This is a genomic window from Streptosporangium sp. H13245, assembly GCF_055690525.1.
In genome coordinates, this window is sequence record NZ_JBSZKT010000010.1 from 84995 (window position 1) to 97995 (window position 13001).

Genomic DNA, 13001 nt, shown 5'->3' on the forward strand with positions numbered 1-13001 from the left:
CCTCCCGGCTCTGAATTACGCAAAGTGATCCTTTGGTCGGTCGCCAGGCTGACATTCGGCCGGGATACGGATAGCGTCTGAGCCATGGCACCCGCTCGGGTCCGTGGTTGCACCGGACCGACCTCCGACAGGAGGCCGGCCCGGCTAGCCGATGCCAGCCGCAGGCCAAACGGTCCACGTAAGACGACTTTTCGTCGATCGATCACGGTGCGGCTTAGAGGTAAGTCCTGCCTTCCCAGGGAGCCAGATGTTCCTTGCCAGAAGAGAAGGGCATGTAGTGGCAAAGAGCTGCGAAACCCTCAGCAGGCGGATGTGGGGACGAAGACCAGGTCGGCCGAGCGGGTGTCGCAATACCACCGTCGAGATTCGAAGGGGGGCTGTGCATGGAGATCATCGTCAAGGGTCGGCACACCGGAGTGAGTGACCGATTCCGTGACCATGTGAATGCCAAGCTGGCCAGGATCGAGCGTTTGGACCACAAGCTCATTCGCGTTGACGTGGAGGTGTCCAAGGAAAGTAATCCGCGCATCGTCGACCAGCGAGAGCGGGTCGAGCTCACTATCCACTCACGTGGTCCCGCGGTCCGGGCGGAGGCCTCGGCCGACGACCGCTTCGCCGCCCTTGACATCGCACTCGGCAAACTCGAAGGACGGCTGCGACGGCTCGCCGACCGCAGGAAGATCCACCACGGCAACCACTGCCCGCCGTCGGTCGCGGAGCTGACGGCCACCGCGCTCGCCGAGTCGTTCGAGAGCGCCCCGGCCCACCTGCTCACCGAGCAGTCGCTGGTCGAACCCCAGGTCCAGGCCGAGGCCGACGACCTCGCGGAGGACAAGAGCATCATCCCGATCCAGATGGACGGGGACGGGCCGCTGATGGTCAGGGAGAAGTTCCACGAGGCCGATCCGATCACCATCGATCAGGCCCTTCTCGAAATGGAACTGGTGGGACACGATTTCTATCTCTTCCGTGACAAGGAGAGCGGGCAGCCGAGCGTCGTATACCTCCGACAGGGGTACAACTACGGCGTGCTGCGGCTCGTCGAGCCCTGACGAACGCGTTCGAAGATCCTCTCCGACCAACCGAGGACCCTGAAACCCGTGTAATCATGGCGGTCCACCGGCTCTGGCCCCCCGAGGAGGAGGCGTGACGGAACCCGACGACGCAACCGGCCCGACCGGACGCGGCGAACCGATTCGCGTGCTGATCGTTGACGATCACGCGCTGATCCGCCGCAGTCTGGAGATGGCGCTGGCCGCGGAGACGGACATCGAGGTTGTCGGCGAGGCGAGCGACGGACAGGAAGCGGTCGAACTCGCCGACCGTCTCACTCCGGATGTCATGCTCATGGACGTCCGGATGCCACGGAGGAGCGGTATCGAGGCCACTCGCGAGATCAAGGCATCGGTGCCGAGTACGCGGATCATCATGTTGACGGTGAGCGACGAGGAGGAGGATCTCTTCGAGGCGATCAAGGCGGGAGCCACCGGCTACCTGCTGAAGAACGTCCAGCTCGACGAGGTCCCCGAGGCCGTCCGCGGCGTCCACGAAGGACAGTCGCTGATCAACCCGGCGATGGCCGCCAAACTCATCAGTGAATTCGCCAACATGAGCCGTAAGGAGGCCGAGCGGCCCCCGCAACTCCCCGTTCCACGCCTGACCGAACGGGAGATGGAGGTGCTCCGCCTCGTCGCGAAGGGGATGAACAACCGCGAGATCGCCAAGCAGCTGTTCATCTCCGAGAACACCGTGAAGAACCACGTCAGAAACATCCTGGACAAGCTTCAGCTCCACTCCAGGATGGAGGCGGTGGTCTACGCGGTGCGCGAGCGGATGCTTGAGATCACCTGAGACGCCCGGTGCGGTGACCGCTCGGCGGTCACCGCATTCCGGGCGCGGGAAACGACCTGGTCCGGCGGGGATTCGCTCAGGGAGCGTCCCGCTTCAGGGCGTCCTGAAGGGGCCCGGCCAGGAGCGGGTCGACGCGCTCGACCCGGACGGCCTCGCAGCCGACCCAGCTCGCGGCCTCCCAGAGCGCGCCGGCCAGTGAGGCGGCACCCCCGCCCGGCGTGACGCCGGGTTCGAGACTCACCTGGCGGGCGACGAGCGTGGACCCCTCGCGGGCCGGGTCGATCCGCCCGATCAGCCTGCCCCCGGCCAGGACCGGCATCGTGAAGTAACCGTGGACACGCTTCTCCTTGGGCACGTACGCCTCAAGACGGTGGTTGAAGCCGAACACGCGGGCGGTGCGGGCCCGGTCCCAGACGAGGGAGTCGAACGGGGAGAGCGGGGTCGTACGGTGGCGGCCCTTGGGCGGGGTCTCCAGCGCGGCCGGGTCGGCCCAGGCGTCGGCGGACCGCTCGGGCCACCCGTCGACGCGGACGGGCACCAGCCCGGTGGAACCGTCGAGCAGGCATCTGTCGAGCAACCGTGCCTCGGGCGCCTTCAGCCGCAGGAAGTCGACGAGGTCGGCGCGGGTGGCCACGCCGAGCGCGACCCCGGCGACCCCGGCGAGGCGGGTGACGCATTCGGTGTCGGACAGCTCCTCGGCCAGCAGGTCCGCGGGGACCGCGCGTTCGGCCAGGTCGTAGACGCGGCGCCAGCCCACCCTGCGCGTGCAGACGACCTCGCCGGTGTCAAGCAGCCACTCAATGGCGATCTTGGAGTCGGACCAGTCCCACCACGGGCCGCCCTTCTTGGCCCCGCCGATGTCGGTGGTGGTGACCGGGCCGCTCTCGCGGACCATGTTCAGCACCTTGCCGACGCTGTCGGGCACCTCGTGCCAGCGGAACTTCCTGGCACGGAAGTATCGCCGCCTGAAGGCGTACAGCGCCCAGTCGCCGATCGGCAGGACGCAGGCGGCGTGACACCAGTATTCGAAGGCGCGCGCGGGCTCGTCCCAGTAGGCCCGCTCGACCTCCTGCCTGCCGACGGCGCCGAGGCGGGCGTACGCGACCAGCTCGTGGGAGCGGGCCAGCACGGAGATCGTGTCGAGCTGGACGGCCCCGAGGCGGCGCAGGGTCGCGGGGACGCCGCCTCGCCGGGCCTCGGCGCCCAGGAACCCCTGGGCGCGCAGGATGACGCGGCGGGCCTCGTCGGAGGAAAGGGAGAGTTGCATGGACCGCCCCAGGGGGAGACAACACGTCGTGGGCCGAGGCTAGCGCCTGACACCGACGAGAAGGCCGAGCCGGTGTCGGGGGTCCGCGGCCGGGGTGAACCATGCCGGACGGGATGTCTCCCGCGGAGCCGGGGGTTCGGTACAGGACGCGGGGCCACGGGACTGTGACCCCTGCGGCGTCGGGGGTTCGGTCCTGGACGCGAGGCCGTGACCTTCGCGGCGCCGGGCGTTCAGTACAGGACGCGGGTCGTGGGACCGTGACCTTCGCGGTGCCCGGGGGTCAGTACAGGACGCCCCGGGCGGTGTTCAGTGCAGGACGCCCCGGGCGGTCTCGCCGCCCATTCTGCGGGGTGCCTCGACGACGATGTCCTGGAAGACGCGGAAGACCAGGATGAGGACGCCGCCCATGGCGCACACCGCCGTACCCATCCAGAAGACGAACCAGTTGGGGCCCAGGCAGAGGGCGACCCCCGCGATGGTGAAGCCCAGCAGGATCACGGTCACCGCCAGCCAGGACGACGCCCTTCCCCCGTGGCCACCCGAGCCCGGGTGGAGCGCGGGACCGCCGTCGCCTCCCTGGCCCTCGTGCGTCCCGCCGTTCGCCAGACGCGTGTCCTCCGCCATCACGGCATCTCCTCCCAGGCACAGCGACGCGCCCGCGCGGATCCATACGCGGACGTGACAAAGGGCGACATACCCTTAGAAGCTGGTCGTACTCTCTCAAAGAAGCGGGCAAGGAACTCCATGGGCCACAAGAGCGTCTTTCAGGGTGGCTGTGTCTGGTGGCGGAACCGCCTACGATGGCAGCGGAGAACCATGTCTCGTCCTCAGCCGGGCCGGTCCGGCCGCGGAAGACCTGCGAGGAGCTTTACCTAAAGTGCCAGCCTTTCTCGATAGAATTCTTCGCGCCGGCGAAGGCAAGCTTCTGCGCAAGCTCAAGCGGATCGCCGACCAGGTCAACTCCATTGAAGACGACTTCACGAGCTTGACCGACGCCGAGCTTCGCGCGCTCACCGACGACTACAAGCAGCGATACACCGAGGGCGAGTCCCTCGACGACCTGCTTCCCGAGGCCTTCGCCACCGTCCGCGAGGCGTCCCGGCGGGTGCTGGGCAAGCGCCACTTCGACGTGCAGATCATGGGCGGGGCCAACCTGCACATGGGCAACATCTCGGAGATGCGCACCGGTGAGGGCAAGACCCTCACCTGTACGCTGCCCACCTACCTCAACGCCATCTCGGGCAAGGGCGTCCACGTCATCACGGTCAACGACTACCTGGCCAAGCGTGACGGCGACGAGATGGGCCGGATCCACCGCTTCCTCGGCCTTGAGGTCGGCGTGATCCTGGCCAACATGCCGGCCGACGAGCGTCGCAAGCAGTACAACGCCGACATCACGTACGGCACGAACAACGAGTTCGGCTTCGACTACCTGCGCGACAACATGGCGTGGTCGCTCGACGAGTGCGTCCAGCGCGGCCACCACTTCGCCGTCGTCGACGAGGTCGACTCGATCCTCATCGACGAGGCCAGGACGCCGCTGATCATCTCCGGTCCCGGCGAGCAGTCCGGCAAGTGGTACGCCGAGTTCGCCAAGATCGTCCCCCGGCTCCGCAGGGGCACCGAGGGCAAGGACGGCGAGGAGAACACCGGCGACTACGCCGTCGACGAGAAGAAGCGCACGGTCGGCATCTTCGAGTCCGGCGTGGAGAAGGTCGAGGACTGGCTCGGCATCGAGAACCTCTACAAGCCCGAGCACACCCACCTGGTCGGCTTCCTCAACAACGCGTTGAAGGCCAAGGAGCTGTACAAGAAGGACAAGGACTACATCGTCGTCGACGGCGAGGTCCTGATCGTCGACGAGTTCACCGGTCGAGTCCTGCACGGCCGCCGCTACAACGAGGGCATGCACCAGGCCATCGAGGCCAAGGAGAGCGTCAAGATCAAGGACGAGAACCAGACTCTCGCCACGATCACGCTGCAGAACTACTTCCGCCTCTACGAGACGCTCTCCGGCATGACCGGCACCGCGGCGACCGAGGCCAACGAGTTCCACCAGACCTACAAGCTCGGCGTCGTCCCGATCCCGACGAACCGGCCGATGGTCCGCAAGGACCAGGCCGACGTGGTCTACAAGACCGAGGACGCCAAGTTCATGGCGACCGTCGAGGACATCAAGGAGCGCTACGAGCGGGGCCAGCCGGTGCTGGTCGGCACCACGAGCGTCGCCAAGTCCGAGCGCCTCGCCAAGGAGCTCAAGCGCAAGGGCGTCAAGCACGAGGTCCTCAACGCCAAGAACCACGCCCGCGAGGCGGCGATCATCGCCGAGGCGGGCCGCAAGCACGCCGTCACCGTGGCCACCAACATGGCCGGTCGAGGCACCGACATCATGCTCGGCGGCAACCCCGACTTCCGCGCCGACCTGGAGCTGCGCAACCGCGGCCTCGACCCGGTCGAGACCCCGGAGGAGTACGACAAGGCCTGGGGCGAGGCGCTGGAGAAGGCCAGGGCGGCCGTGCAGGCCGAGCACGACGAGGTCACCGACCTCGGCGGCCTCTACGTCCTGGGCACCGAGCGGCACGAGTCGCGGCGCATCGACAACCAGCTCCGCGGCCGTTCCGGCCGTCAGGGCGACCCGGGCGAGTCGCGCTTCTACCTCTCGCTCGAAGACGACCTCATGCGCCTGTTCAACTCGGCCAGGGTCGAGATGATCATGACGCGCCTCAACATCCCCGACGACGTCCCGATCGAGTCGGGCATCGTCTCCAAGGCGATCGCCTCAGCCCAGCACCAGGTCGAGCAGCAGAACTTCGAGATCCGCAAGAACGTTCTGAAGTACGACGAGGTCATGAACCGGCAGCGCAAGGTGATCTACGCCGAGCGCCACCGGGTGCTGGAGGGCGCGGACCTGCACGAGCAGATCCGCGGCTTCGTCAACGACGTGATCGACGAGTACATCGCGGGCGCCACCGCCGAGGGCTTCGCCGAGGAGTGGGACCTCGACAAGCTGTGGAAGGCCCTCGGGCAGCTGTACCCCATCACCATCACCGCCGACCAGCTCGTCGAGGAGGCCGGGGGCCGCGAGGAGCTGACCGCCCAGTTCCTCGACGAGCGGATCAAGGCCGACGCGATGGCCGCCTACGACCGTCGCGAAGAGGAGATCAACGCCCAGGCCATGGACCCGGAGGGCATGCGGGTGCTGGAGCGCCGCGTCATCCTGTCGGTCCTCGACCGCAAGTGGCGCGAGCACCTCTACGAGATGGACTATCTCCAGGAGGGCATCGGCCTGCGGGCGATGGCCCAGCGGGACCCGCTGATCGAGTACCAGCGCGAGGGCTTCGAGATGTTCTCCCAGATGCTTGAGGGCATCAAGGAGGAGTCGGTCGGCTACCTGTTCAACCTTGAGGTCGAGGTCCAGAGCAACCCGATCGTCGAGGAGCACGACCACTCCGAGGACGCCGCGATCGCGGAGACCCGCTCGATCATCGCCCGGGGCCTGCGCGGCCCGCAGCGTCCCGCCGAGCTGGAGTACACCGCTCCGGGCGAGAGCGGCGAGGTGGAGCACACCCGGATCAGCACCAAGGCCGAGCGTGACGCGTACGGCAACGTCGAGCGCAACGCCCCGTGCCCCTGCGGCTCCGGCAAGAAGTACAAGCGCTGCCACGGCGACCCCAAGCACATCGAGGTCTGACCGTCGCCGGAGGGCCCGCACCACGTACGGTGCGGGCCCTCCGGCATGTCCGGACCTCGCGGGCCTTGTGGACCTCCGAGCCGAGCGGGTCGGCGTCACGGCTTCCGGGCGCGGGCGTGGCCGGTCGGCGGTTCCGGTACGGGACGCGGGTCAGGGGGTGGTCTCGAACTCGGTGCACAGCCAGCGCACGCCCCTGCGTTCCAGCCTCAGCGCCAGGACGCGCGAGCGGTCGCCGCAGTCCACCACGGCGCACATCTCCACCACCCCGTCCTCCGGCTGGGAGACGTGGGCCCGGCCCGCCCTGGGCGGGCGTGCGCTGTTGATGATCTTCCCACTCCTGACCAGCTCGGCCTGGGCCCTGCCGGACATGTGACAGGAGACGCTCGCCGGAGGGCGCCTGCCGGACAGGATCTCGGCGACGGCCTGCGCGAGGGCCCGCAGCCGCCGTTCGTCGGGGACCGCGCCGGGCGGGCCCCAGACCAGCGGCTTCCCGGCCGAGGGGCCAGGCCCTCCGGGATCGAGGGCGAGGGCGAGGGTGCCCTGTACGTACGGCGGCATGGCCGGGGCGCCACCGGCGGGGCGGTCGTCGTCGTAGGGCGGCTCGGCGGCGGGGGAGGACGCGATCCTGGGGAGCGACGCCGGGCGTCGTGGGGGCGACATGGGGACTCCGAATGTGCTCGGCGGGGGCGGAGAGACTGACGCATCAGGGAGTTTCCGGCCCGCCGCCCAGATACGTCGCCCGCCAACTTCCCGGAAATCCCGGTCGCTTCGCCCCGTTCGGCGGAGAAGATCACCCCGGGTTGGAGCGGCCGGTCCCCGCGAGGAGACGGGTTGCGGCCGGAGCCGTGATCTCCGGCGGCCGGCCGTAAACACCCCTCAGGGGCGGGCCGGTGCCCGCCGGTACGTCGGGTGACCTCGACGTGCTCCTTGTCGGCGCGCCACTCAGGGGTGGGCCGGGCCGGTGTCCGCCCCGCCCCGCCGCGGGGTGGAGGACTCGCCGGAGTCGACGTCGGGCTCGGGCTCGCGGCCGGGGGTCATGATGTTCAGCTTCCTGATCAGGAAACTGAACACGGTGTAGTAGATCACCGCGTAGAACAGCCCCATCACGATGATGACCGGTATCCCCCGGGCGTTGGGCGCGGTCCCGTACAGGCCGAGGTCGATCAGCCCGGAGGAGAAGCTGAAGGCGAGCTTGGCGCCCAGGGCGGAGGCGAGGGCCATGGAGACGCCGGTCAGCACGATGTGGATCACGAACAGTACCGGCGCCACGAAGATGAAGGCGAACTCGATCGGTTCGGTGATCCCGGTGAGGAACGCGGTGAGCGCCGCGGAGATCATGATCGAGCCGACCGCGGTGCGGCGGTGTGGCGGCGCGGCCCGCCAGATGGCGATCGCGGCGGCGGGCAGGCCGAACATGAGGACCGGGTAGAAACCGGCCTCGAAGCCGCCGTAGCCGACGGCGCCGTTGTTGAAGCAGATCAGGTCCCCGGCGAGCTTCTTGCCGTCGACCACGCACTCGGGGACCTGGGTCCAGATCACGTTGTTGACGATGTGGTGCATGCCGAGCGGGAGCAGGGCGCGGTTGATCATGCCGTAGATCCCGGCGCCGAGCTCGCTGTTGGAGGCGAGCCAGGTCCCCGAGGCGCGGACCCAGCCGCCCAGCACCGGCCAGACGAAGCCGAAGAGCACGCCGATCACGAGCCCGGCGAAGGCGGTGAGGATCGGCACCAGGCGGCGTCCGCCGAAGAAGGCCAGCCAGGTCGGCAGCTTGGTGCGGTAGTAGCGCTGCCAGAGCAGCGCGGAGACCAGGCCCATGACGATGCCGCCGAGCACCCGGGTCGGGTTCTGCGCGCCGAGGTTCAGGACCGCGTCGGGGACGCCGGGGTTGGCCCTGTCGAACACCTCCGTGGTGATGGGCTCCCTCAGGTCGGCGTCGAAGAGGATGAAGAACATGTTCATGCTGACGGCGTGGAAGACCAGGTAGCCGACGAGCGCGGCCAGGGCGGTGGAGCCGTCGGCCTTACGGGCGAACCCGATGGCGACGCCGATCGCGAACAGGATGGGCAGGTTGTCGAACAGGGCGCCGCCCGCGGTGCCGACGACGAGGGCGACGTCGTCGAGCAGCGCGCTGTCGGTCCGGCCGAGGAGGTCGTCCTGCCCGAGCCTGAACAGCAGGCCCGCGGCCGGCAGGACCGCGATCGGCAGCATCAGGGAACGTCCCAGGCGCTGGAGCACGCTCATCGCGGTGGACCCGTACGGGTGGGCGGCGGGCAGGCCCGCGTCCGCCGTGGAAGGGCTCATCGGGCTTTCCTCCAGAGGCTGGAAGGGAGGAGGGCGGCGAAGGGGGCGGTCGCGCGGGACTGGACGGGATGTGACGGCGGCGGTACGGGGCCGGGATGGCCGAGGTGCCGGTCGGGACGGGCAGGAGTGTGTCGGAGACGGGCGGGGTCAGGCGCGGCGGGCCGGTATCTCCAGGATCGTACGGAGCTGATAGCGGTCGGCGCGATAGGTGGACACCCCGAGTTCGGCGCAGACACCTCCCGCGAAGGAGCGCCGCTGGAGCAGCAGCACGGCCCCGCCGCGCGGCAGCTTCAGCAGGTCGGCGTCACCGGGGTCGGCGATGCCGCCGTCGATGGTGAGCTCCCCGGCGTCGAGCACCAGGCCGTAGCGGGTCTCCAGGAGGGCGTAGAGGGAGCGGCCCGTCAGGTCGTGGGTGTCGAGGTCGGGCGCGAGGGAGACGGGGATGTGGGCCCGCTCGATGCACATGGGCTCGTCGGCCGCGGTCCGCAGCCGCTCGATGAAGTGAACCTCGTCACCCGGCTGGATGCCGAGCTCCCTGGCCAGGTGCGCGCTCGCCCTGACCACCCGCCGGTCCAGGTCGCGGGAGCCGGGCTCCATGCCCCTGGCGCGCATCTCGTCGCTGAAGGAGGTCAGCCGCAGGGACATCTCGATCTTGGGGCGGGCCACGAAGGTGCCCTTGCCCGCCACCCGCTGCAACCTGCCCTCGGAGACCAGGTGGTCCACGGCCTGCCGCACGGTCATGCGGGACAGCCCGAAGCGCTGGCAGAGCTCGCGTTCCGACGGGATCGCCGTGCCGATCGCCAGCTCGTTGTTCTCGATGAGATCGAGCAGGATTTCCCGGAGCTGGAAGTACTTGGGCACCGGGCTGTCCGGATCGATCTGGGCCACAGGATCCTCCCCCCTCGATCTGAGATGTCTCATGAGTTATGGTTCGTACTGGTCTAGTCCGGACTAGACCACAGGCCGGAAAAGGGTGTCAACGTACGGACCGGAGACGGATCGATAACGGCCCGGTCTCGTCCGTCCGAACCGAAGGATGAGCGCGAGATGACGACCAAGATGCGCAGCGAGATCGCCGAGCAGCCAGCCGCGCTGCGAGCCACGCTCGACGCCCTCCTCCCCAGGGTCGGGGAGGTGGAGCGGCTCGCGGGGCAGACCCGCCAGCTGCTGTTCATCGCCCGCGGCACCTCCGACAACGCCGCAGTCTACGGCCGCTATCTCGCCGAGGCGCACACGGGCAGGCTCTCCACCCTCGCCGCTCCCTCGATCGCCACGACCTACCGGCGCAGGCTGGACCTCGACGGCCTGCTGGCCGTCGCCCTCTCCCAGTCGGGCAGGACCGAGGAGATCGTCGAGACCCTCGCCTGGGCGAAGGACTGCGGCGCCAGGACCGTGGCGATCACCAACGGCGGTGAGCAGAGCCCCCTGGCCCAGGCCGCGGACCTCGCCCTGTGCACGGTCGCGGGCGAGGAGAAGGCCGTCCCGGCCACCAAGACCTACACCACCCAGCTCGCCGCGCTCGCCGTGCTGGCCCTCGGCCTCGGCGCGGACGTCGACGCCGCCGACCTGCAGCGGGTGCCGGACGCGGTCGAGAAGCTGGTCGGCGACCCCGGTGACCTGGAGGCGATCGTCGAGGGCCTGGCCGACAAGCCGGGCGTCGTGGTCTCCGGCCGTGGGCTCGCCTTCTCCACCGCGCTCGAGCTGGCGCTCAAGCTCAAGGAGGCGTGCTACCTGCACGCCATGGGCCTGTCGTACGCCGACCTGCTGCACGGCCCGATCGCCGTGGTCGACGAGGACACCCCGGCCATCCTGGTCGCGGCGGGCGAGGGCCCGACCCTGGCCGGCACCGTGGCGCTCGCCGAGCGGGTGACCGGCGCGGGCGCCTCGGCCTACACGGTCGGCGGCGGCACCGCGCTGTCCTCGGTCTCCAGCGCCGCGCTGAACGGTCCCGACCTTCCCGAGTGGGTCGCCCCGATGGGCCTCATCGTCCCAGGTCAGCTGCTCACCGAGGCGCTCGCGCGCAGGCTGGGGATCGACCCCGACGCCCCCCGTGGTCTCAACAAGGTGACCCAGACCGACTGATCGCGGCATCTCCTTTAGCCTGGTCATAGCCTTGGGGACAGGGTGATCACATCTGGAGGGCGACATGGCGGCCGACGCCGACGCGATCATCGCTGGACTCGGTGGTGCGGACAACATCATCGAGATCGAACCGTGCATCACCCGGCTCCGCACCGAGGTGCGTGACGCCTCCAAGGTCGACCAGGCGGCCCTGCGGACGGCGGGCGCGCACGGTGTGATGGCGGCGGGCAACGTCGTCCAGGTGGTGGTGGGTCCCGAGGCCGACACGATCGCCAGCGACATCGAGGAAATCATTGGCTGAAGCAGGCTAAAACGGCTGAAATGGGCTGACGAGGGCCGCTCTCACGGGCAGGGCGTGCCCGGACGACACGGGTGGGCGGCCGGGGCGTGGACGGGCCGTCCTCACGGGCGGCATGCCGAGGGGAGGACGGTGACCACGGTTCTGGCACCGGTCGCGGGGGTGGCCGTGCCGCTCGGTTCGGTACCCGACCCGGTCTTCTCCGAGGGACTGGTCGGGCCCGGCCTGGCGATCGAGCCGGACAGGGTGCCCGGCCGGGTGCTCTCTCCCATCGCGGGCACCATCGTCAAGCTGCACCCGCACGCGTTCGTGGTCGTCGGCGACGACGGCAGGGGGGTCCTCGTCCACCTGGGCATCGACACGGTCGAGCTCAGGGGCGAGGGCTTCGAGCCGCTGGCCGCCGAGGGGGACCGGGTGAGCGCCGGGCAGCCGGTGGTGGCGTGGGATCCGGCCGGGATCGAGGCGGGCGGACGCCACCCGATCTGCCCGGTCGTGGCGCTGGACGCCGCCGCGAACGCCGTCACCGGCCTCGCCACGGGGGCCGTCGACGCCGGTGACGAGCTTTTCGAATGGAGCGGTCCGGCCTGAGGATTCACGGGTCGCGAGACACCGATCACGAAGCACCGACCATTCACGAAGCACCGACCATTCACGAAGCACCGATCACGAAGCACCGACCATTCACGAAGCACCGACCATTCACGAAGCACCATTCACGAAGCACCGATCACGAAGCACCGATCACGAAGTACCGATCACGAAGCACCGACCATGAAGCATCGGCCACGAAGCATCGGCCACGGAGCCGGGAGCGGGAGACGGAAAGTGGGGACGACGGCGAGACCGCCCGTGAAGGCGGCGCTCTTCGATCTCGACGGGACGCTGATCAACAGCGAGCGGCGGAGCATGGCCATGTGGTCGATGCTGCTCGACAGCCACGGAGTGGTCCACGACGAGGTCGTGCTGCGCGGGTTCATGGGACGGCGCGGGCGCGACGTCCTGGCCGAGCGCGCCCACCTCTTTCCCGGCAGGCGGATCGACGACCTGATCGAGGAGGTCTTCTCCTTCCACGACCACCCGGGTCTGCCCGACATCGTGCCGGTGCCCGGCGCCGCCGAGCTGGTCCGCCGGGTCGCGGCGTACGGTTCGCCGGTCGCGGTGGTCACCTCCGCGGGCCGCGACTGGGCGGAGGAGCGGCTGGCGCAGGTCGGTGTCCGCGACCTGCTGGAGACGATCGTGTCCGCCCACGACGTGGTCGCGGGCAAGCCCGACCCCGAGGGTTTCCTCCTCGCCGCCGCACGCCTGTCGGTCGATCCGGCACACTGTGTGGCGTTCGAGGACTCGATCGCCGGGATCACGGCGGCCAAGGCGGCGGGCATGGCGTGCGTGGGTGTGGCGACCACGCACGCGGGCACTGAGCTGACCGCGGCCGACCTCGTGGTCGCGGACCTGACCGGGGTCGCCTGGCCCCTGTCGCCCACCGATGATCCCGCGGTCTAGACCGCGGGCGT

The 13001-nt window shown here is 69.3% G+C and carries 12 protein-coding genes; 7 read left to right on the forward strand and 5 right to left on the reverse strand.

The features are described from left to right. Positions 1 to 383 precede the first annotated feature (383 nt). Together hpf and ACW9TB_RS18325 are read left to right on the forward strand one after the other, a co-directional pair. On the forward strand, positions 384 to 1052 hold the full coding sequence (hpf, locus tag ACW9TB_RS18320; protein WP_472749210.1) for a ribosome hibernation-promoting factor, HPF/YfiA family: 669 nt from the start codon (positions 384 to 386) through the stop codon (positions 1050 to 1052). 94 nt (positions 1053 to 1146) lie between these two features. Then, positions 1147 to 1851 carry a response regulator transcription factor gene (locus ACW9TB_RS18325; protein ID WP_329090540.1) on the forward strand — a complete coding sequence of 235 codons (705 nt, stop codon included), beginning with the start codon at positions 1147 to 1149 and terminating at the stop codon, positions 1849 to 1851. A 76-nt stretch (positions 1852 to 1927) separates the two neighbouring features. Here the strand turns inward: ACW9TB_RS18325 and ACW9TB_RS18330 are convergent, their stop codons facing one another. Next, the gene (locus tag ACW9TB_RS18330) at positions 1928 to 3118 is read right to left on the reverse strand and encodes a winged helix-turn-helix domain-containing protein (RefSeq protein WP_472749211.1); all 1191 of its coding nucleotides are present in this window, start codon (positions 3116 to 3118) and stop codon (positions 1928 to 1930) included. A gap of 306 nt (positions 3119 to 3424) precedes the next feature. After that, positions 3425 to 3742: an HGxxPAAW family protein gene (locus ACW9TB_RS18335; RefSeq protein WP_472749212.1), complete on the reverse strand. Its 318-nt coding sequence runs from the start codon at positions 3740 to 3742 to the stop codon at positions 3425 to 3427. A gap of 253 nt (positions 3743 to 3995) precedes the next feature. On the opposite strand from ACW9TB_RS18335, the gene secA reads away from it, so the two are divergent. Then, positions 3996 to 6809 carry a preprotein translocase subunit SecA gene (gene secA / locus ACW9TB_RS18340; RefSeq protein WP_472749213.1) on the forward strand — a complete coding sequence of 938 codons (2814 nt, stop codon included), beginning with the start codon at positions 3996 to 3998 and terminating at the stop codon, positions 6807 to 6809. Positions 6810 to 6959: 150 nt separating this feature from the next. Here the strand turns inward: secA and ACW9TB_RS18345 are convergent, their stop codons facing one another. From ACW9TB_RS18345 to ACW9TB_RS18355, 3 genes are all read right to left on the reverse strand, one after another. Continuing rightward, positions 6960 to 7469, reverse strand: a complete 510-nt coding sequence (locus ACW9TB_RS18345; protein WP_472749214.1) for an Rv3235 family protein — start codon at positions 7467 to 7469, stop codon at positions 6960 to 6962. Between the two features lie 282 nt (positions 7470 to 7751). Beyond that, positions 7752 to 9110 carry a PTS transporter subunit EIIC gene (locus ACW9TB_RS18350; RefSeq protein WP_472749215.1) on the reverse strand — a complete coding sequence of 453 codons (1359 nt, stop codon included), beginning with the start codon at positions 9108 to 9110 and terminating at the stop codon, positions 7752 to 7754. A 147-nt stretch (positions 9111 to 9257) separates the two neighbouring features. Next, positions 9258 to 9998 (reverse strand): GntR family transcriptional regulator, encoded by a 741-nt coding sequence (locus ACW9TB_RS18355; RefSeq protein ID WP_362837563.1) that lies wholly within the window; start codon positions 9996 to 9998, stop codon positions 9258 to 9260. Between the two features lie 159 nt (positions 9999 to 10157). On the opposite strand from ACW9TB_RS18355, the gene ACW9TB_RS18360 reads away from it, so the two are divergent. The 4 genes from ACW9TB_RS18360 (at position 10158) to ACW9TB_RS18375 (ending at position 12990) form a co-directional block, all read left to right on the forward strand. Continuing rightward, the gene (locus ACW9TB_RS18360; RefSeq protein WP_472749216.1) at positions 10158 to 11192 is read left to right on the forward strand and encodes an SIS domain-containing protein; all 1035 of its coding nucleotides are present in this window, start codon (positions 10158 to 10160) and stop codon (positions 11190 to 11192) included. A gap of 64 nt (positions 11193 to 11256) precedes the next feature. Then, positions 11257 to 11493, forward strand: a complete 237-nt coding sequence (locus tag ACW9TB_RS18365) for a PTS sugar transporter subunit IIB (RefSeq protein WP_472749217.1) — start codon at positions 11257 to 11259, stop codon at positions 11491 to 11493. 129 nt (positions 11494 to 11622) lie between these two features. Then, complete coding sequence (locus tag ACW9TB_RS18370) at positions 11623 to 12078, forward strand: PTS sugar transporter subunit IIA (protein ID WP_472749218.1); 456 nt, start codon at positions 11623 to 11625, stop codon at positions 12076 to 12078. A 237-nt stretch (positions 12079 to 12315) separates the two neighbouring features. Next, positions 12316 to 12990 carry an HAD family hydrolase gene (locus tag ACW9TB_RS18375; protein ID WP_472749219.1) on the forward strand — a complete coding sequence of 225 codons (675 nt, stop codon included), beginning with the start codon at positions 12316 to 12318 and terminating at the stop codon, positions 12988 to 12990. The last annotated feature ends 11 nt before the right edge of the window (positions 12991 to 13001 follow it).